The organism is Parapedobacter flavus (genome assembly GCF_035818675.1).
Lineage (GTDB): Bacteria > Bacteroidota > Bacteroidia > Sphingobacteriales > Sphingobacteriaceae > Parapedobacter > Parapedobacter flavus.
The window spans coordinates 138,927-160,320 of record NZ_JAYKZZ010000004.1 but is presented as its reverse complement, the minus strand read 5'-3'; the positions used below and the strand labels follow the sequence as shown (position 1 = coordinate 160,320).

At 52.2% G+C, this 21,394-nt stretch carries 11 protein-coding genes; 5 read left to right on the top strand and 6 right to left on the bottom strand.

The annotated features are described in order from the left end of the window. Positions 1 to 5 precede the first annotated feature (5 nt). Positions 6 to 917 carry a type IX secretion system protein PorD gene (porD, locus tag U9S71_RS04190; RefSeq protein WP_495532337.1) on the bottom strand — a complete coding sequence of 304 codons (912 nt, stop codon included), beginning with the start codon at positions 915 to 917 and terminating at the stop codon, positions 6 to 8. Positions 918 to 1,075: 158 nt separating this feature from the next. On the opposite strand from porD, the gene U9S71_RS04185 reads away from it, so the two are divergent. The 5 genes from U9S71_RS04185 (at position 1,076) to U9S71_RS04165 (ending at position 10,800) form a co-directional block, all read left to right on the top strand. Next, positions 1,076 to 6,343, top strand: a complete 5,268-nt coding sequence (locus U9S71_RS04185) for a translocation/assembly module TamB domain-containing protein (RefSeq protein ID WP_326325489.1) — start codon at positions 1,076 to 1,078, stop codon at positions 6,341 to 6,343. Further along, positions 6,291 to 8,639, top strand: coding sequence for a translocation and assembly module lipoprotein TamL (gene tamL, locus U9S71_RS04180; RefSeq protein WP_326325487.1), 2,349 nt, complete (start codon positions 6,291 to 6,293; stop codon positions 8,637 to 8,639). The genes U9S71_RS04185 and tamL overlap by 53 nt, the downstream gene beginning before the upstream one ends. 1 nt (position 8,640) lies before the next feature. Further along, the gene (locus U9S71_RS04175) at positions 8,641 to 9,339 is read left to right on the top strand and encodes an SMUG2 DNA glycosylase family protein (RefSeq protein WP_326325485.1); all 699 of its coding nucleotides are present in this window, start codon (positions 8,641 to 8,643) and stop codon (positions 9,337 to 9,339) included. A gap of 63 nt (positions 9,340 to 9,402) precedes the next feature. Then, positions 9,403 to 10,341: a malate dehydrogenase gene (locus U9S71_RS04170; protein ID WP_326325483.1), complete on the top strand. Its 939-nt coding sequence runs from the start codon at positions 9,403 to 9,405 to the stop codon at positions 10,339 to 10,341. Positions 10,342 to 10,344: 3 nt separating this feature from the next. Then, entirely contained in the window at positions 10,345 to 10,800 is a 456-nt protein-coding gene (locus U9S71_RS04165; protein ID WP_326325481.1) for an aspartyl protease family protein, read from the top strand. Here the strand turns inward: U9S71_RS04165 and U9S71_RS04160 are convergent. From U9S71_RS04160 to U9S71_RS04140, 5 genes are all read right to left on the bottom strand, one after another. Beyond that, positions 10,776 to 11,972: an FG-GAP repeat domain-containing protein gene (locus U9S71_RS04160; protein ID WP_326325479.1), complete on the bottom strand. Its 1,197-nt coding sequence runs from the start codon at positions 11,970 to 11,972 to the stop codon at positions 10,776 to 10,778. The two genes, U9S71_RS04165 and U9S71_RS04160, sit on opposite strands and share 25 nt — an antisense overlap. A gap of 7 nt (positions 11,973 to 11,979) precedes the next feature. After that, positions 11,980 to 14,730 carry a PVC-type heme-binding CxxCH protein gene (locus U9S71_RS04155; protein WP_326325478.1) on the bottom strand — a complete coding sequence of 917 codons (2,751 nt, stop codon included), beginning with the start codon at positions 14,728 to 14,730 and terminating at the stop codon, positions 11,980 to 11,982. An 84-nt stretch (positions 14,731 to 14,814) separates the two neighbouring features. After that, positions 14,815 to 15,477, bottom strand: coding sequence for a 3-keto-disaccharide hydrolase (locus U9S71_RS04150; RefSeq protein ID WP_326325477.1), 663 nt, complete (start codon positions 15,475 to 15,477; stop codon positions 14,815 to 14,817). Positions 15,478 to 15,627: 150 nt separating this feature from the next. After that, positions 15,628 to 18,495, bottom strand: coding sequence for a hypothetical protein (locus U9S71_RS04145; protein ID WP_326325476.1), 2,868 nt, complete (start codon positions 18,493 to 18,495; stop codon positions 15,628 to 15,630). A gap of 23 nt (positions 18,496 to 18,518) precedes the next feature. Next, positions 18,519 to 21,368 (bottom strand): alpha-L-rhamnosidase, encoded by a 2,850-nt coding sequence (locus U9S71_RS04140; RefSeq protein ID WP_326325475.1) that lies wholly within the window; start codon positions 21,366 to 21,368, stop codon positions 18,519 to 18,521. Positions 21,369 to 21,394: the final 26 nt, after the last annotated feature.

Genomic DNA, 21,394 nt, shown 5'->3' with positions numbered 1-21,394 from the left:
GCTCATTAACGACTGTTACGTAACGTTTCATATTTATTGACATTGGCCGGGTCCACTTCGGCCAAGATGTTGTATGCCTGCACGCGTTCCTGCGGCCCCATCCCACTGAGTACACCAACCAGTTCATCTGACTTTGCCGTAAAAAACACCTGATTGAACACCGCCCCCTGGGCTAGCCGATCGACATCTTTTAATAGCGGCAGTAGGTCCAGAATGGTTTTGCGAGCTTGCTGTACATTGTCCGACATCGTATCAAGCCCATTGAGGTGAAAACTGTATAAGAAATCACGTAGCGGCTGATACCTGCGGTCAAGCAAATTATTGACCAACCAAAAACGATTATTCATCCCGTCCATGGAGCGCCAACCCGTGAAACCCGTATTCTGTGCGTTATTCACAATGTTTTGGGCAGCGGTATAAAAGGGTGTGCCACCTTGCTGCTCAAATGTATCGGCATCCAGCCCCACGATGATATAGGCATAGTAGGCCAGCAATGATGTCAGGTTGTTCATATACTGCTGATCGGAATAGTCCATCAATTGCCCCTCGGTATAGCTAAAGTTGAAGTTATCGTCGGAAATACTGAGCACCGGACTATTGTACGATGTATTAAAAACCGGACGGGTTGAAATGATTTGGGCCTGCGCCGTGAAATTCGAAGATCCATCCCACGAGGTGATGGTAATGACAAAGCTGCAGTCGATACGCTCTTGCGCCTGCACCCGGTTGGCACTCCATGTACGGTTGTTTAGAAAATCGGAAATTGCCTTCTCCAGCACTTCCAACGCCCGCTTGTTAGTATTCTGCACTTGGGGCGATAAGATTTGTACACGCGCGCTTAAGTCTTGCGCTAGCGCGATGTTGACGGAGCACAGGAAAAAGAGAATAACAACCAACGGCTTTACCAGCAAACGCATCGCTTCAATCATGCCCAAAACTAGATAAAGTTGCTTTGATATGCAAACGGTTTGGTTTTTGCTTCTTCTCATTTCAAAAGTTTTGAGCATCTTCGCTAAACCTTTGGCAGGTATGGATGTTTACCGTACAAGGGACAGCTAAAATTTACATATACACTTTGAATAGGTTTGGCAGAATAGCAGTAAAGACACTCTTGTGGATTATCGGGAGCATCGTCGGATTGGTTTTGCTCGTGTTCGTATTGATACGTATCCCCGCTGTGCAGCAATATGTGGTTCAGAAAGTCACATCATACATTGAAAACAAAATCAATACCCCCGTTCGCATTGGCCGGGTAAGTCTTGACTTGCCGAAGATGCTGGTACTTGAGGGGATTTATTTCGAAGACCAATCGCGCGACACCCTCCTTGCGGGCGAAAAACTCCGGGTAGACATCAGCATGCTGAAATTGCTAAACAATACCGTCGAAATAAGCCGGATTGACCTCCAGGGCATTACGGCCAACATAAACCGGACACTGCCCGACAGCGCGTTCAACTTCGATTACATCATCCGCGCATTCGTGGGCGAACAGGAGGAAACAACACCGCCCGACAGCAGTGCGCCGATGACGTTCAACATCGACAAGGTAAACCTCGAGCGCATCCGTTTCCGCTACCGCGACGATGTCATCGGTATGGCCGCAGCAATCAACTTGGGGGAGCTCAATACACGGATCGGGACGTTTGATCTCGAAGGCAACATGCGTTTTGGCATTCCCCAGATTACCATCGACGGCCTACAGGGTTCCGTACGCCAATGGGCGGTTGCCGAGGCTGGCGAAACACCCGATGCCGGGGACTTCGGCGTGGTGGATACGGCCGAAACGTCACTGCTGCCCGACCTGGAATTTGGAACCATCAACCTCACAGCAATCGACTTCGCCTATGCCGATGAGGCTGGCGCCATGGACACCCGGTTCAAGATAAACAAGTTACTTGCCCGGTTGAACACACTGGATCTCAACAACGAGTGGGTAGACATCCGCGAGATCGACCTCGATGGGTCGGAATCCCACGTCTTTTTCGGACAAACGGAAGCACCTGCAAGCACCACGGCAGATACCGTGGCAGCCGAACCGGTCAACTGGCGGGTGCGGGCAGCAACCGTACGCATTGCCCATACGGACTTCGCTTTCCGCGATGCGAATCAGCCGCGCATCGAAAAAGGGTTCGATTACGGTAACATCGGCATCACGGGCCTGGCAGGTGAGTTGACCGACCTCTATTATTCGCCGGATACCATCAGCGGCCGTTTGGACGACCTGGAGGCGAATGACCATAGTGGTTTTGCTTTGAACCGCTTACAGGCGGAATTCAGCTATACGGGCCAAGGGGCCGAATTGAGCGACCTATATGCGGAGACACCGCATACACTCATCCGCGACTACATCAAGGTATCTTACCCCGATTTGGAAACCGCGATGGAGCAATTGGGCACCATCCAGTTGGCGGCCGACATCAAAGAAAGCCATCTCGGTATGGAAGATGTACGGTATTTTGTGCCCGACTTGGACACCATGGAGGTCATGCAGCCCCTTTGGGGCCATACGTTTTTCATCAACAGCGAAATCAATGGCCGATTAAGTGATCTGCGAATCCCCCGCCTCGAGCTACAGGCGCTTGACAAAACCCGTGTGGTAGCCGATGCGCATATCCGCGGACTGCCAGACATGGACAAGCTGGATGTCGACCTCAACCTGCAAGAGCTGGTTACCGGAAAGGCGGATCTCGACCGGTTGGTTGCCGCGAGCCTGCTGCCCGACAGCATCAACTTCCCAGCAGACATCAGACTGGCAGGTACATTCAATGGCGGGCTTAACGGGTTTCTGACGGATATGCAATTACAGACCAGCATGGGAAGCGCCGCATTAGCGGCCGACTACCAAGTGAACGGCCGCGATACCGTATACGACGCCCAGGTAAGCATCAGTGATATCGATATCGGACAGTTACTGAAGATGGACTCCGTGTTAGGTAAGGTGTCGTTCGCCGCACATGCCAAAGGGACCGGCCTCGACCCCGCCACCGCTGTGGCCGACATCCAGGGCGAGTTAATCAGCCTTGAAGCTATGGGCTATGAATATGCCGCCATCGGAATCGATATCGCCGCAAACAACGGTGATATTACGGCAGTAGCAGCAAGCGATGACCCCAACATCGACTTCGACCTCGATGCCCGTGCCGATATGCGGGGCCAATACCCCAAGGTCAATGTAGACCTGATGGTAGATAGCGTAAACCTGAAAAACCTTGGGCTACTGGCCGACGAATTCCGTTACCACGGCCGGTTGGTGGCTGATCTGGAAACAGCCGATATAGACCACCTGAACGGCACCGTAGATATTGTCAACTCTTCCATCGCCTACAACGAAGAGCGCTACATGTTGGATACGGTGAGGCTGCGTGCCGTGGCGCAAGATAGCTCCACCATGATGCAACTGCAATCGGAATTTCTGAATGCCCACATGATCGGCAATTACAAGCTCAGTGAACTCAGCGCCTCCATGCAAGACATCATGGCCATGTATTACCAACCGGATTCCATAGCACCGGTGTTCGACTATTCACCGCAGCAGTTCGACTTCAGTGCACAATTCACCAGGTCTCGCTTCATCCAAGGTCTGGTTCCCGATCTTACCGAAATGGAAGATATTACACTCGATGGGTCGTTCAACAGCGAAGATAAGCTATTACTTGCCAAAGCCGTTGCCCCGCACGTGGTCTACGCCGGCACCATCGTCGAAAACGTCGGCTTTGACCTCAATACATTCGATAGCACAATGTACTATTCGGTGCTCATCAACCGTATCGGCATGGGTAATATCGAACTGGTCAACACGCTGCTCAGTGGCACGGTACAACAGAACAAATTGGACTTCGGACTATGGGTTAAAGACCAGGATGATAAAGAACGTTATCACCTCGGCATGGGTCTTCAGGTGGATGCTGGCAACTTCCTGTTCAGCCTGTTAGACGATGGCCTGATGCTCAATTACGACCAGTGGGAAGTTCACCCCGAGAATTCCATTTCCTTTGGCAAAGACGGGTTGCGCACCCACCAGTTTGTGCTGAGCAATGACGGGCAGGAGATGGCCATTACCTCACAAGACTCGGCCCTAAATGCCCCCATCGATCTGGTTTTTAAAAATTTCCGGATAGAAACCTTCAGCGAGATACTGGAAAGTGAATTGTTTGATATGGGTGGTGGCATTAACGGCACAGCTACGGTTTCCCGACTCGAATCATCGCCAGTATTCGTTTCAGATATCACCGTCGACCGTTTTTACTTCGGCAATGACACCGTGGGCGACATCAACATCAAAGTCAACAATGAACGTGAGAACATATTTGCTGCCGATGTCAGCATTACCGGCAACGGCAACGACGTCAAACTCACAGGCGACTTCATCAGTCCACCGGGACAGACCGCTCAATTGGATTTCCAACTCAACGTTACACCACTCACCATGAATACCCTCGAAGCGTTCAGTTTGGGATACCTTCGCAATACCTCCGGCAACATCAACGGCGACCTTCGCATCACGGGCACGCCCGACCAGCCGCGCATCAATGGCGCACTCGACTTCGATGAAGCGAGCTTGAATGTGGCCATGCTCAACGCGACCTTCAATATCGATGGCCAGCGAATTGCCTTCAACGACAATGGTTTGCGCTTCAACCGCTTCCAACTGAAAGACAGCAAGGGGAACACCGCCATATTGAATGGTACCGTAAACACGCAAACCTACACAGACTATGCATTCGGCTTAACCCTCACCGCCGATGATTTCCAGGTACTGAATTCATCCCAACAGGATAATGACATGTACTTCGGGCAACTTTACGTATCAAGCAACATCCGCATCCAGGGCGATATGGACAACCCAACCGTCAACGGCACATTGCAGGTAAACGACAATACAGATGTTACCTTCGTCATGCCAAACGACGACCCCGGCATGGTCGATCGCCAAGGGATCGTTCGGTTTGTCGACCGCAGCGACACGTCAAGCGCCAACGTATTTGCCCGCGTCGACTCCCTTACCCAAACCGAATTGAGCGGACTGAACTTGTCGGTGAATATCGTTACCGACAAAGACGCCAAATTCACCGTCGTTATCGACCCGGGGAGCCAGGATGCACTGGCCATACAAGGCGAGGCCGAGCTAAACGCGGGAATCGACCCCAGTGGCGAGATCACGCTGAATGGCAACTATACCGTAGAAACAGGCAATTACTCGTTCTCGTTCGGCCCGGTGAAACGGCTATTCGAGTTCAAGCAAGGCAGTACGATTACCTGGGCGGGCGATCCCCTGGATGCTCGCATGGATATTACTGCCGTATATAATATCAAGGCACCCACGTTGGAGTTGGTACAAACCCAAATCGGGTCCGAACAGCCAAACCTCTATAAACAACGGGTCCCCTTTAATGTAAACCTGCACATCACCGAGCAGCTCTTCCAGCCGCAGCTGAGTTTCGACATCGACCTCGACGAAGACAACGCCATGGTTTCGCAAGACGTTGCCGGTAAGGTCAACACCGGCCTGGCCCAGCTACGGGAAAACGAATCGGAGATGAACAAGCAGGTGTTCTCGCTGATCGTATTGGGCCGCTTTATGGCAGCCAATCCGTTTGAAAGCCTTTCCGGCGGTGGCGGCGCGGAAGCCATCGCCCGAAATACCGTCAGTTCGTTCCTCAGCGGGCAGCTCAACCGCTTGGCTGGCAACCTCATCCAGGGGCTCGAATTTGACTTCGACCTGCAATCGCAGGAGGATTATAGCATGGGAACGGGACAAAACCGTACGGACCTGAATGTGGGTGTTTCGAAAATGCTATTCAACGACCGGTTAAAGGTGACTGTGGGCTCTAACTTCGAGCTGGAAGGCAACGCCCGGCCGGGCGAACAGACCACCAACATTGCCGGCGACATCGCGGTAGACTACCAACTCACCGAAGATGGCCGCTACTTGGTTAGGGCATACCGCAAAAACCAGTACCAGATAACACTACAGGGCCAGTTTGTCGAAACGGGACTCGGCTTCATCGTCAACCTCAACTACAACGAGTTCAAGGAAATCTTCAACCGCCAAAACCAACGGGCAAACGAATTCAATACGGATAGCAGGCGGTTCCGCCGGCGGTGGGATGTGGAACGGATGGAAACGGACACGGTCTACCGCGATAGCGTACGGAAAGCAATCGTTGATAGCCTGCAGCGCGAGGACCCGGAGTTTTTAGAACGGATGCGGGAACGGCGGCGGGAACGGGAAGACACGCCACCCACCGAGCCGGACAGCACCACGCCGAAGCAAACCGCGATACGGATCAATGAACAGGAAGAAAACTATGCAGCAAATGAAAGGGGGCCGGATGGACAATAGACGCACATGGATGATCTGTATATCGGCCCTGATCGGATGCATGACGAGCTGCAGCAACCTCAAATACCTCCCCGAAGATGAACACCTCTATGTAAAGGGCGAGGTGGAAATCGAAACCGACACGATACCCGAGCGGTACATCGAGCCGTTGAGCGATAACCTGGAGGAGTTATTACGGCCAAAACCCAACACTACGATTCTGGGTATGCGCCCCCAGTTGTACCTATACAACATCGCTGGCGAACCGAAAACGGACCGTGGGTTTCGCAACTGGCTGAAAAACAAAGTGGGGCAACCGCCGGTGCTCCTCAGCGACGTGAATCGCGAGTATAACGAAAACCTGCTGCGGAACCGGCTGGAGAACCTGGGCTTTTTCCAAGCAGAAGTAGCTTCGGATACGACCATCAAAAACCGAAAAGCCACGGTTACCTATACCGCCAGCCCGCACATCATCTATCGGATCGATTCGGTAACCTTTGATGTAGATAGCAGCGAGGTAGGGAAGGCGATTATGGCTACGAAATCCGAATCCCTCCTGCAAGCGGGCAGGCCTTACAACCTGGACAACATCATTTCCGAACGGGAGCGTATCGACAACGAACTGAAAAACAAGGGATATTATTACTTCAATCCAGATCATTTAATTATCGAAGTGGATAGCATGGGGGGCGACCACCACGTTGATCTGTACGTGATGCTTAAAGACGAAACCCCCGAAAAAGCGAAACGCGATTACTACATCAACGATATTTACATTTACCCCAACTACACCCTCAACGAACGTGGTTACCGACGCGCAAACAAACGAAATGCGGAGCTGTATAAAAACAGCTATTATTTTATCGATCCGGAAGCGACGTTTCGGAAATTCTCGATAGCCCGCGCCATGTTTTTCAAGCCCGGCGACCAGTATACCCGCCGCGACCACAACAGCACCATCAGCCAGCTTGTGGGTATGGGGGCGTTCCGTTTTGTACGCAACGAATTTGTTGATGTGGAGGGCGAGCCCGACAAGCTGGATGTGTATTACTACCTGACCCCGATGCCCAAAAAGGGACTGCGGTTGGAGCTGCTTGGTAAAACTGCGGCCGTATATGACGGTTCGGAAGTCAACGTCAACTGGCAGCACCGCAACGCATTCAGAAGTGCTGAGCTACTTACGTTCACGGTATATGGCGGCTTCGAAACGCAGACCGGTGGCAACGTCAACCTCAATTCGAGCTTCTACCGATACGGAATAGAGGCCAGCCTCTCCTTCCCGCGGATGATTGCGCCATTCAACTGGCAGCCTACGCGACGGTTCGTGCCGCATACCGTTTTCCGCACAGGCTATGAATACCTGAACAGGCGGACTGCGTACAGCTTAAACTCCATGCGGTTTTCCTTTGGGTACTTGTGGAAGGAGAACATTGAGAAAGAGCACGACTTCAAGGTGCTTGAAGTGGGTTACGTGCAGCCGCGCAATGTCACCGAATCGTACCAAGCCATGTTGGATACCATCCCCCCGCTTCGCCACGCTATCGAACCGCAATTTACATTCGGCCCGATTTATTATTTTACATATACCAACTCCATGAAAACCGACCCCAAACATGGGGTATACTTCAGGGGTGGGTTGGATCTATCGGCCAACCTGTACGGCATCATCAGGGGTGCCAACGTAGATAAAGGCCGCCAATATCAGATCTTTAACGCCAACTTCTCGCAGTACATCAGAATCGAAGCCGATGTAAGGCATTATTTGCGACTGGGCCCCGACGCCAAGCTCGCATCGCGTGCCATGGCGGGCTTCGGGTACTCTTACGGCAACACCCGCATGCTACCGTATGTAAAGCAGTTCTTTTCCGGCGGCCCCAACGGGCTACGGGCATTCCGGGCACGGACCGTAGGGCCGGGTTCGTATACGCCCGAGTTTTATGGAGAAAACAATTTTTTTGCCGACCAGACAGGCGATATAAAAATAGAGCTCAACACCGAGTACCGGGCCAAGCTGGCCAGTATCGTACATTGGGCAGCATTTATTGATGCGGGGAACATCTGGCTCCAACATACCGACCCCGAAAAGCCGGGCGCAGCATTCGGTAAGAATTTCGTCAATGAAATGGCGGTGGGTGCCGGGCTGGGCTTACGGTTCGACTTCACGTTCCTCATTCTCCGTACCGATCTCGCCATTCCCTTGCGTATCCCCTACCGCCCCAAAGGAGAACGGTGGGTGATGGATGAAATTAATTTCCGTAGCCCCGATTGGCGACGGCGGAACCTGGTGTTTAACCTCGCTATCGGTTATCCGTTTTAATATGAACAACAACCCTTCGTTTGGCGACCAAGTCATCGCATTCAACAAACAGCTCGAATATACGGGGCAACTGCCCAATGGTTTCGCGGTGATAAACCCATTTATTGAAAATCCCGAGACGATTCCCACGATGGAACGTTTTTACCAAAAATTCTACAACGACAATAAACAGCGGAAATTCATCATTGGCATCAATCCAAGTCGCCACGGTGCGGGGATAACCGGCGTTCCTTTCACCGATACCAAGCGGCTCAAGGCTGTTTGCGGCATCGAAATGAAAACCGCCTATTCCCATGAGCCCTCGTCCGTGTATGTGTATGACGTCATTGAGCAATACGGCGGGGCACGTGCTTTTTACAATGACTTCTACATCAATTCGCCCTTCCCCTTGGCCATTACCCGACACAATGAGCACAACCGGTGGATCAACGCGAATTACTACGATGACAGATCGCTGTTCGAAGCACTGAAACCATTCATGGTAACCACACTGAAAAACCACCTGGCACTACCCATCGATACATCAAAGGTATATGTCTTGGGGAAGAAGAATGCAACTTTCCTGGCGAAAATCAACGCGGAAGAGCATCTCTTCGGTGAGTTGGTCGTGCTGGAGCACCCCCGATTCATCCAGCAATACAAATCGCGCGAGAAAGCAGATTACCTCCTCAAGTACCTCAACCTATTAACCGATTTATAAAATATTCCCTATATTCGCTACCGTTCGATGAAAACGAATAGAAACCCGTTAATATAAAATTTTATGAAGATAACTGTTGTCGGTGCCGGAGCAGTGGGCGCCACCACCGCAGACAATATTGTCCGCAGGGAACTTGCAGAAGAAGTGGTATTATTAGATATCAAAGAAGGACTATCGGAAGGGAAAACCCAGGATATGGCTCAGACAGCCGCGCTGTTGGGGTTTGACACGACGATTACCGGTGTGACCAATGACTACAGCAAAACTGCCGGATCTGCCGTAGCCGTCATCACTTCCGGTCTCCCGCGCAAGCCGGGCATGACCCGCGAAGAGCTGATCGGCACCAATGCCAACATTGTACGCGAAGTGGCGGAAAACCTACTGAAATACTCCCCTGATATCATCTTGGTGGTGGTTTCCAATCCCATGGATACGATGACCTACTTGGCACTCAAAGCCACCGGCCTCCCCAAACACCGTATCATCGGCATGGGCGGCACGCTGGATTCCGCACGGTTCCGTTATCAATTGAGCCTGCGCTTAGGTGCTTCGCCGGCCGACCTCAACGCGATTGTTATCGGTGGTCACGGCGACACCACGATGATCCCATTGATTAACCACGCGACATGGAACAGCTTGCCGGTAACCCAATTTTTATCGAAAGAGGAGCAGGATCAGATCGTCTCCAGCACGATGGTGGGCGGCGCTACGTTGACCAAGCTCATCGGTACGTCGGCTTGGTATGCACCCGGGGCAGCAACCGCAGCAGTTGTGGAGAGTATTGTCCGCGATCAGAAGAAACTTTTTACCGCTTCCGTTCACCTCGAAGGCGAGTACGGACAGAGCGACATCAACATGGGTGTGCCGGTGATACTTGGAAAAGGTGGCTGGGAACGCATCCTCGACCTTCCATTGGACGATACAGAAAAGGCGGCCTTTGCCAAAAGTGCCGAAGCGGTACGCAACATGAATAATGTATTAAAAGAAATCGGGGCGCTTTAGCCGATGGTAACCATCCCATTAACTTTACTGAATCTACAGGACGATGGCTTCCATCTTTTATTGGAAGTCATTGTTTTTGGACACCCTTTCAAAGCAGTCTTAGATACCGGAGCGTCGAAAACCGTGTTTGACAAAACGACTGTAGAAGGCCATCTTCATAAAGACATGGTGTTGAAACACACGGATATGGTTTCTACCGGATTGGGAACGACATCCATGCAGAGTTTTATTCTCAACGTTCCCGACCTCCAGATCGGCGACTTCCACCTGAAGCATCATGAAGTGGCCGTGCTAGACCTCTCCACGATCAACTTTGCGTACGAGCAATTAGCCGTCGACCCCGTGATAGGTGTTATCGGCGGCGATATCCTTACCCGTTATGGAGGCGTTATCGATTACCGTAAAAACACATTGAAGCTGAGGCAACGGGCGGTTTACCGTGCCACCCGTTCGAAGTAAAACACCCCTTTTTTATTGGCAATCACGATATCCAGCAGGCCATCGCCGTTGACATCTTCAACAACGTTGTTCAACCCCACACCCGAATCTTCATCGATGATATGCATCACCCATGCCGGCTGGTCACCGGGCACAAACTCCAGCCAGAAAATGGTTGGCGGAAAGGATTCGCCGGGGTCATGGCCTTGATGGGCGAAATAACGCATGCCGCTCACCAAGTCCAAATCGCCATCCCCATCGAGGTCTACCAATGACAAGGCGTGGGTTTGCGAATAGTCGCTATTGATTTCACGAAGTTTCCAGGTCGTCTTTCCTGCCGGGTCGCGCCCCTGTTCGTACCACCACATGCCATACCGATGGGCAGACGAACTAACCACATCGGCATAGCCGTCGCCGTTCACATCCATCACATACATCTGTGCACAATCCAACCCAAGTGCAGCCGGATGGAATACCCAGTCAGGCTGCGTAGGATCTGCCGGCGCTTCCCACCAGCCCTGTTTGATGACCACATCGCCCCTGCCATCACCATTGATATCGCCGAAACCCAGCCCATGCGAAAATTGGGCCGTACCCGGCATCTCTTTTCCACTAATGGCATGGCGTGTCCATGTGGTATCGCCTTTCTCGCTGGGGCAACGGAACCATACCATTTCTCCTGTCGTGGGATCACCACATAGGATATCCTCGCGGCCATCGCCATCGATATCGACAAATGCCGGGGATTCGTTACTAGCGGTCGCAGTAATCACGTGTTGCTCCCAATAGCCGCCCTGTGTACCGGGGTTCCGATACCACCACACTTCCGTGCCCGGGAAATCTACCCGGATGTAATCCGTCCAGCCATCCTGGTCCACATCGATGGTGAAATTCAGCATCGAGTTGCTGTACCCCGTCGTCCCGTCAAAAACCTTTTCTTCCACGTAAATGTCGTGCGTATTTTTCCAGTCGGGGCCTTCAAACCACTGCGCACCAGCAATGACATCGGTGTGGCCATCCTTATTGACATCGGCCACTGCCACCCCTTCAGAAATGAACGCAGTGGTGAGTGTGTGCTTGTTGAAGTTAACGGGCGTTCCTTGTCCCTTTTCATCCGTCCCATCAGCACAAGCCCCCACTCCCGTCAATGTAAGACCAAACGCCAGGAAAGAAAATCCAATTCGGTTCATCATCTTCCAATTATTTTTTACCATCCGCTATACGCCGGGAAACGAAGTCCGCCAACCCGGGCAATTTAGCATTTTTTGCCAATTCGGTCGCCCGGCCAGCATCGATGGCCACCAAGGGTTCCAATGCGTACCATACCATCAACGGCATGTTTTGATCGGCAACATCTTCTTCGTGCATCGTGAGGCTCTTGACGATATCCCACCGCTGTTCGGGTGCCATGCGCTGGAGCGCCGAAGCGAGGTAAAGCCGTACCAAAGCGGATGTGTCGCGCTTGGCGAGCGTCTCAAAGCGGCGGCGCGCATCGTCAGATACGTTCTTACCTTCTGCAATCAGTTGGATCGCCCAGCTTCGTACATACTCATCGGCATGGTCGAGTAATTCCAGTGCCTGCTGGTCGGTAATTCCATTGGTTGCGTGCAGCGCCCACAATGCGCGCAGCTTACGGGTTACATCGGGATTTTCGTTGAAAATCTTCCACAAACCTTCGTGCACTTCACTGTTACCGCCTCGTTCCTGCAGCAGGCGACGGCTATGTACCACGTAAAATTCATTCTCGTTCAGCTGGTTTGCCACCAACTCCATATCCGTCTGCTTCGATAAATCCACCGTCACCCACTTATCCTTTTCGTGGGTGATCTTGAATATTCGACCGAGGGTTTTGTCGTGCACATCCGGGTTCGGGCTATGGCACTGATTTTTGTCGTACCAATCGTGTACAAATACCGACCCGCTGGGCGTAATCCGGAAATTAATCCACTGCGACCAAAAATCATTGGTATTAATGAAATCTTTGCCGTGGCTGGCTATATATCCCGATCCGGCACGCTTGGTAATATCCATGTTCATCCGGAAGCCGTTGATGTTGTTCATGAAGATTGCGTTCCTGTCGAGACCCCAGTGCTTGTTGCCCAGATAGAACATTGCACCAGCATGGGCGTGCCCGCCACCGGCGGCCGCCGACCGGAAGTTCCCGGCATGTGGTCCTTGATCGCCCAACCAGTGTACGTGATCGGCGATGGTCTTTATATCATCGTACGTATAGGGATTGAAATGCTCGCCACCTTGCCGGTGGTACCGTGCCCCTTGGATCATATGGAACAGATGGGGAATAACACATACTGTGGCAAACGCATGGCCGTAGTCGTTGAAATCGAGCCCCCAGGGGTTGCTCGTTCCGTGTGCGAACACCTCAAACTCATGGCGCGTAGGGTGGTAACGCCATACCCCCGCATTAATGGGCGTCCGCTCATCGTCGGAAACGCCAGGCTTCCCTACGTTGGAATGTGTAAACACACCATGATTACCATAAAGCCAGCCGTCGGGCCCCCATTTGAAGGTATTGAGCGTTTCGTGTGTGTCCTCGTAGCCCCACCCATCGAGTAAAACCTGGGGTTCACCGGCCGGCGTGTCTGTCGCTGCATCTATCGGGATATATAGCAGGTACGGTGCGGCACCTACCCACACACCGCCAAACCCGATTTCGATGCCACTGACCATGTTGAGCCCTTCGATGAATACCTTACGGCTATCAAGTGTCCCATCACCGTCGGTATCTTCAAAAATCAGGATACGGTCTCGCCCTTCCCCTTCGGGTGCACGGACGGGATACGTATGTGCTTCTACCACCCATAATCGCCCACGGTCATCTTGCGTAAAGGCTATCGGACGTACAATATCGGGTTCGGCCGCCGCCAATGTTACCGTGAATCCATCGGGTGCCTCCATCACCTTCGCTGCCTCTTCGCCCGAAAGGCCCGCGTTGGGAACGAAATCACGCGGCGGGAGGATAACCACATCATTTGGTCGCAACTCATTCACGTAGGTGGGCCGTTCTTCATGGAACCGGAAATCATCAAACGAAAGGTGTGCCCAATGGTTATCGCCGATATAGGCGATTTCGGGCACCGTCCCGGTCTCCTCATCGACCAGACGGATATAGATTTCACGGCCTTGCTGCGCCCCGAGGTCAACCACTACCGGGCGGAAGGCCACATGCGCGGGGTCGCTCGCTTTATCTTCATTGATATGACCTGATATGGTGAAAAAGGCCGAATCGGTAGTAGCATCCACCAGCTCCACGCGGAGGCCGGCAAGCGCACCCCCCGTTACTTTAAACGAGGCCCAGGGGTGGGTAACTTCAAACGGTGTGGAAGTAAGGGTACCTGTAGCTTGGTAATTCAACGTGCCACCACTACTCACATAATAGTCGCCCGATTGCTTCAACACCACGCTATCCGGGTACCACGGTGCCGGGTCAAACGTTACCGCCCGCGGACCGAATGCATCACCGCTGCTCGTCCAGTCGGCCAAGCTACCGCGTTCGAAGCCAAAGTTAAGCGGGCGCCCGTCTTTGCGGGGCGATACGCCCCAGTTGTCGCTAACTGGCGTTTCGAAATGCTCGACGATTTTAAAGTGGCCGCGCATCACCTGTTCGTGGCCCGGAAGTGTGCAGTAATACTCGTCGTCAAATTCCGCAATGAAGACGATGCTCGTCGTATCGCCCTCCTCCAACATCGTCTCGCTCTGCTTCTCATATTTTTCCAACAGGATATCGTGCGCCATCAGCTCGCCGTTCACCAGCGATATCTTTACCCGCTCGCCCTTCTTCGCACGGAGCACGGGGTTTCGCTGGCCGTCGATATCGCCACCAACGCCTGTATAGCCGATCATCTTGGCATTCAAGACATATTCGCGGTCAATTTGGCCGGTGTCCGAATCGGAATCGCCGGTACATGAACCCGTAATAAGAGCCCCTATCACGCTGCAGCACAAAAAAAGAGTAGATAAGCGAAATCGCATGGTTAAATCGGTTTTGTAGTCTAATTTACGTTAATAATCCGGTTATCAAAATTCGGTAATCGTCACATCGCGAAGCTGGATTTTTGCCGCGCCGCCACCGTGGAGCTGCACCGCGATAACGCCCTTTGCAGGTATATCGGGGTCGGCTTCCATGTAATCGCATGTCTTCACCCCGTTGATGTAAAGTTCGTGATGGTTTCCGCGCACTCGGACGATGTAACTGTTCCACCCATCTTCGTCGAGGATACGGCGCAACGCGCTCAAATCTCCAGCGACCAGTAGTTCCCGGCGGTGCTCATCATAGATATCGCCCCAATGCCCATTCCCGATATCCGCCTGGTAGCCTACAATGTCGCCGTTTACCACGTGTGAGCGGTATTGTATCCCACTGTTGATGAAACCTGTGGCAGGGTCGCCCGAAAGGCGGAATAAACACCTGAATTCAAAATCGCCGTATTCGCGTTCAGTCCGCAAATAGGTATTTTTCGGAATATTGCTGTAACCGTCGCCGCCGGTAATGCAGCTATCGGCCACCGACCAGAAATGGGCGTCGGCGGGGTCTATCGGCTGCCAACCCGTTAATGTAGTTCCGTCAAACAATACCACGGTCGGGTGGGGTTCCACATTCATCTCACCAGATTGCGCACATGCAGCCGAAAGACCAAGCAACGTAACGATCGTTGCCTTACAAGCACCTATATAGCTCATACTTGGTATACTTTAGGATATAATAAAACCAATTAGAACAAAGGTACCCCCTTCAAGGAGCGTTAACTACGCATCTGCTATCTTATCCTACCTGTTTTTTATCCATAATCAGCTGTCGGTCGGACACGATACAATGTGATTCAATTTCGTTTACCGGTATTCGATGTCGAGCCATTTCCCGGCAAGGTCCTCGTCAATGTTCAGCACCATATTGCCCTTACCCAGTTTATGCTTCACCTCGGATTTACCGTTTTTCACGGTCGCTTTGGCAAAGCCCGCAGGCATGGGCAATACCATTTCGCCCTGCCCCGTTGCCCGGAGACGGTACGTCTTCAAATCGGCAGCAACCGGTGCATACGTAATGTCCATCGGGTTTTCACTAAATGAATATGTGGTTCCGTCGACTACGATACGGGTACACTCCTCACCGTTGAATGCGATCAACCTACCGCCTTCGTCGGTGCGGAAGGCCACATTCATTTTCCCATTATAGCTAATGGTGTGCCCATTTATTTTCAGGTCGCGGATCGCTAACTCATCCGACGGCAACGGATTCACCGCCAACGCCTTCGCATCGGCCTCGGCGTCCCTGGAAAAACCACCTTCCCAGTTCTCGCGGTGCGTACGATAATGTTTCACGATCGCCGTAGTACCATTAGGGAACTTGGTAGCGAAGAAATCCGTTGTGCGCGACACGTAGGTCGGATTGTCATTTTCCGTAAACGCGCCGGTAGCGGGATAGGCGTTCGCCGCATTGAGGATTTCGAACAACGTACGGGCCTCATAGCCAAGACTTGCCGATTGATCATCGCGCGGGCGGAACCCTAAGTAATACGCATGGCCCTTTCCCTTTTTCAGTTTTGTCCCCACCACCCTATCTTCTACCTTGGCCACCACCTCGATGTCTGGGGAGCTCGTAGCCACCGGATAAATCCGGTCGACCAGAAAATCGGTGAGGATAAGCTGTGTTGGCACGGTAGAGAAGCTATGTTCAAACGCCACTTGTTTGCCACTCGCTATTTCACCAGGATACTCGTCGGTTTCATACGTTACGCCAAACAACGATTGCCACTGTTCCACGCACCTCTCCCCTTTGCTATCGATGAGCGGCGGCATACCGCTCCAAATCACGTTTCCGCCGTTCTCCACCAGCTTGCCCATCATATCCAGCAGTCCGGCTTCAGGAAGTGGCTCAAACACGGCTACGACGGTCGAATAGGTTTTCTCGGCCACCTGGATGCGACCATCGGGAAGCATTTCCCCCATTTCCAGCAGCTTGTCCGCCGTGAGGTAATTCGCGTATCCGTACTGCGTCATCCAACTGCCGAAACGTTCTTCCACGGCAACCAGGTTCATCGGGTAGAGAATCAACACCTCAATGTCTCGGTGTACGTTGTCCGTCATCAATTTCATCGGTTGCCCGGGTCGCGCGCCGAAAGCATCGTTGATGGTATTCTTCCAGTGCAGTGCCTCCTTCGGGAACCCCCAAGCGGCCGCGTAGGCATTCGGGTATTTGTTGACCACACCTATGGACGTACCCATAGCGGCACCATAATAGTTCCGGTCGCCCCACCCACACTCGGCAAAGTCGTTTCCGGTGGGTTGCAGGTACTCGCCCCATTTAAAATAGTCGTAGCATGCTGCGGAAGCCTGGTGTACCGTATTGCCCCATACAAAGTTTGACGTATATTCGTACCTATATGCATTCTGATGGAGCTTCTCGGTGTCCCACAGATCAATCGTAGGGCTCTCTGCCCATGAGGCATGCGCACTGGTCGGCATCTCATGGCCAAACAACTCCTCGGCATAGTCTTTCGCATCTTTAAAAAGGTCTACCACGCCATGGTTCAGCATTTTATAATACCGATCGCGCAAGAGGTACGTACGGTGTATGTCTTCCGGGGTCTCCCCCATTACATATTGGACATTCTTTACCGCCAGTGCATTGGCTTGGTAATACGGCGCCCCGTACACAAAATAAAGCATGTACTTATCGTCCAGCGCCTGACCATATTTCTGCTGGTATTGTTCGGAAAACCCTTCGGTTAGGAAACGTGTATTGAATTGCCCCCCTTCATGATGCGAGAAGTACACCCAGTCTTGTTGTATGTGCATCTCATCCGAATAGAAGGATGTCAAATTCACCCCGCTGTCCTTGTACTTTTTGATGAGGCTTTGTAGAAAGCCCGGTGCATCCTTGCTGAAATAATCCATTTCTGGCGTCTCGTACTCCAGCAGCACCATCACCCGGTCATACCCCGCCAGTTGCTGTGGCCCATCATAATACACCCTTAAGTTCCGTACCGGATAGATCATCTCGTCGGGGTCGTTCTGTATCCCGTATTCCCCCCCGCCAACGTCAACCGTATCTCCGGCTTCATACGTAATGCCTTTTATTTCGATGATATCATCGGGGTCAACGGCGATGTGGCCGGAAGACTTCACCGGCTTTTCTTTGAACGCATAAGCCTTCACGCTTTTCAGTCCAATCCGAAACTTCCCTTTGTTGTTGGTCCAGAAAAGCTGTTGCCACACCGAGAGGCTGAACGAACCGTCAGAAGGATTGCGTAAGCCTACTTTATACCCGAGCCACCGCCCCGATTCGTCAGTTTGGTTCTTATAGGCCGGCCCCAGTTCGAGCGGACTAAGCAAACTCAGACAGATGCCCATGCCATACTGTTTCGCAAAATCACTAATGAACTTTATCTTTTCTACATACTCGTCCATATCCGGCGTCAGCCGTCGCTCGGTTCCCGCCTGGGGACGGTATTGCCTGAAAAACTCATCGAAGGCGATGGTCAGTTCTTTATGGCCGTGCCGTTGCCCAGATTCGCACACATCACGCAAACTGCGCATCGACCGATTGTGGCCCAATGACATGTCGATTTTCTTGTCGGGGTCCATCAAATCGCGGAGCTGTTGGTCACTGGTCAGGATAATCACTTCCGGCTTAGCCAGTTGAAATGAGCCAAAAAACACCAAACTGAGCGTGATGGCTTTGCATAGTATGTTGTTCATTTTCTTCTATTTTAGATGCCGTTTTATTCCCTAATTATGATTTTATATTTTCCAGATCCCAATTTGATTTGGATACCTGAACTGACTTGTTCGACGTTTTGAACCAGTTTGCTCGTGGTAACGGGTTTGCCGTTGATATAAACCGCATCCGGCGATGGCGATTCTAAATGGAAATACGCGGTCGTATTGACCGGAATCTCTAACGTATGACGCTTCGTCGCCCCTGAATAATCCCATGCCGACTTAATCGTTCCGGCAATGGAATGATACGTTCCACTTACCTTACTCAGCTCAATGTCGGCGGTAGGGATTTCAGGTTTGATCCGAAGGGTACGGAACCCGCTTTCGATGGGCTTTATGCCGACCATGTTTTCGAACATCCATTCATTCACCGCACCAAACGCATAATGGCTGAATGAATTCATCTCCGCATTATGCACGAAACCGACATCCTTGATGTAGCTATCCCACCGTTCCCAGATCGACGTGGCGCCATTCACCACTTCGTAGCCCAACGACGGGTACTCCGTACTGGTAATCAGTTTATACGCCTTATCTGAAGAACCGGTCGTCGACAATGCAGGCAGCAAGGGCTTAAAGCCCAAGAAGCCCGTTGTCAGCTTATCGTCATTCTGCTCTACCAGTGCGCGCAAGAAGTCGCCCGCCCGCTGCAGGTCCTGCTCATCCAGTAACTGCATATATACCGCATTCGCATAAGCAGTTTGGGTATGCCCTGCGAAACCGTTCTGCCCGTCCACATACCCTGCACCGTCGCCATAAACCGCCGCGTCGACTTTAAACCGGTCGTTTTCCATATAATGGTCTTTAATGGCCGCTTTAATGGATGCGGCCAGCTCTCCATAAGTCGAAGCGAGTTCGGATTCCTGAATTGCCGTGCACATCGTTTCCATCAAGCGCGCACAGTGGAAATAGTACATCGCTGCCAGCAGATCGGGACTGGTTTTACTGCCTACCGACAGCCAGTCGCCAAAACCTCCCTTGGGACTGACATCCTCAAAGCTTCGCTCACGGATGAGGCCATTATCGTCGGCCCGGGTTTTCAGGAAATCCATAAACCTGACCATATAAGGCAAAGACGACTCCACAATGCGGGTATCGTTGTAGGCATTGAAAATTTCGTATGTGCAGATAATCCCCGCTTCCGACCAGCCCGGCGAAAACGTATCGGATGCCCGGATTGCCGCCTTGCCGGTAGCTGCGTTTACCGGCATCGGTGCATACACCGGGAAAGCACCGTTGGGCCACTGGGCATCGTTCAAATCTTGGATCCATTTGGTATGGAATGCTGCAATATCGTTGTTGTACGTTGCCGATCGGATATAGACCTGTGCATCGGCAGTCCAGCCCAGCCGCTCGTCGCGTTGGGGACAGTCGGTCGGCACATCGAGGTAATTAGCCCGTTGTGTCCATACGATGTTACTATAAATCTGGTTCAGCAACTCATTGTCCGTTTCGAGGTGACCGGCCGTTTCCAAATCGGAGCTCATGGCCAGCCCCACCAGGAAATCACGGCCCGGTTCTTCCTTTAGGCCCGATACCTCTACAAACTGAAACCCATGGAAGGTGAAACCCGGGCTCCACACCTCTTCTTTTCCATCCCCTCGCATCACATACGTATCTGTTGCCCGCGCACTTCGCAAATTCTCGGTTACGAGGGTACCATCGGGGTGCAACATTTCGCCGTACCGGAAAACCAATGTATCGTTAGGCTGCCCCTTTAGCTTCAGCCGGATGATACCGGCGAAGTTCTGGCCGAAATCGATAATGTATTTACCGTTGTCCAATTGGTTAATTGTCTTTATCGGCAGTTCCTCGACCACCCGCACCGGCTGGCTCGGATACAGTTGAAGGGCACGGCCCGGCTTTTCTGCAAATACCTGCACGGGATCCCAGTTGCGATCGTCGAAACCCATACGATTCCATCCGCGTCTTTCTTTGGTGGCATCGTGCGTTTCTCCCTGCAGGAAATCCGCCTCGCGGATTGCACCTGTGGATGCTTTCCAGTCTGCACCCGTCGAAATCGTCTGGTGGCTTCCATCGGCGAAGGTAAGTTCTACCTGTGCCTTCAATAGGGGCACCTCCCCATAAAATCCCCGCACTTGCTCGGTGCCCACCAGCACGGCATACCCCAGGTATCCGGCGTACCAACCGTCGGCTAGTATGGCGCCGAATACATTGGTACCCGCGTTAATGTGCTCCGTAACGTCATACACATTATAGTAGACCCGTTTATCGTAATCCGTCCATCCGGATGCAAAATAATCGTCGCCGATTTTGCTGCCGTTGATATAGAATTCATGCAAGCCAAGCGAACTGATGTACAACCTGGCCGACTGGATTTTCTTGGCTACGGCGGCCTCCTTACGGAGATAGGGCGAAGGTGGCAAATGGTATTTCCCTGGCTCCGCCAGGTCATTGAGGTCGTAGCCTACCCATTTTGCATCCCAATCAGCACGCTCCAGCAGCCCCATCTCCCAGAAGTTGGCTGCGCTCCATTTACCGACGTTGTCGCCCGCATCCCACACGCGTACCTTCCACCATACCTGCTGGCGCGAACGCAAATCGCTTCCTTCGAAAGCGATCTGATTGGTTGCTGACGATTGAACTTTTCCTGTATCCCATATATCCCCTTCACCGCTACGCAGTTTCTCCGGCGATGACGCTACAATAACCTGATATGCGGACTGGTATTGATTGTATTTCTTCGACTCCAATTCCCAACTTAGACGGGGCGACGGGTCATCGATGAACGGGTTGTGTTTATACTCCGCACGTAGGTTTACCGGTTTTATACCAGCTGCTATCGAAACAACACTCACGTGCAACAAACAAATAAAAACAACGTATCTCATAAGTTTTAACCAATGTACTTATTCAT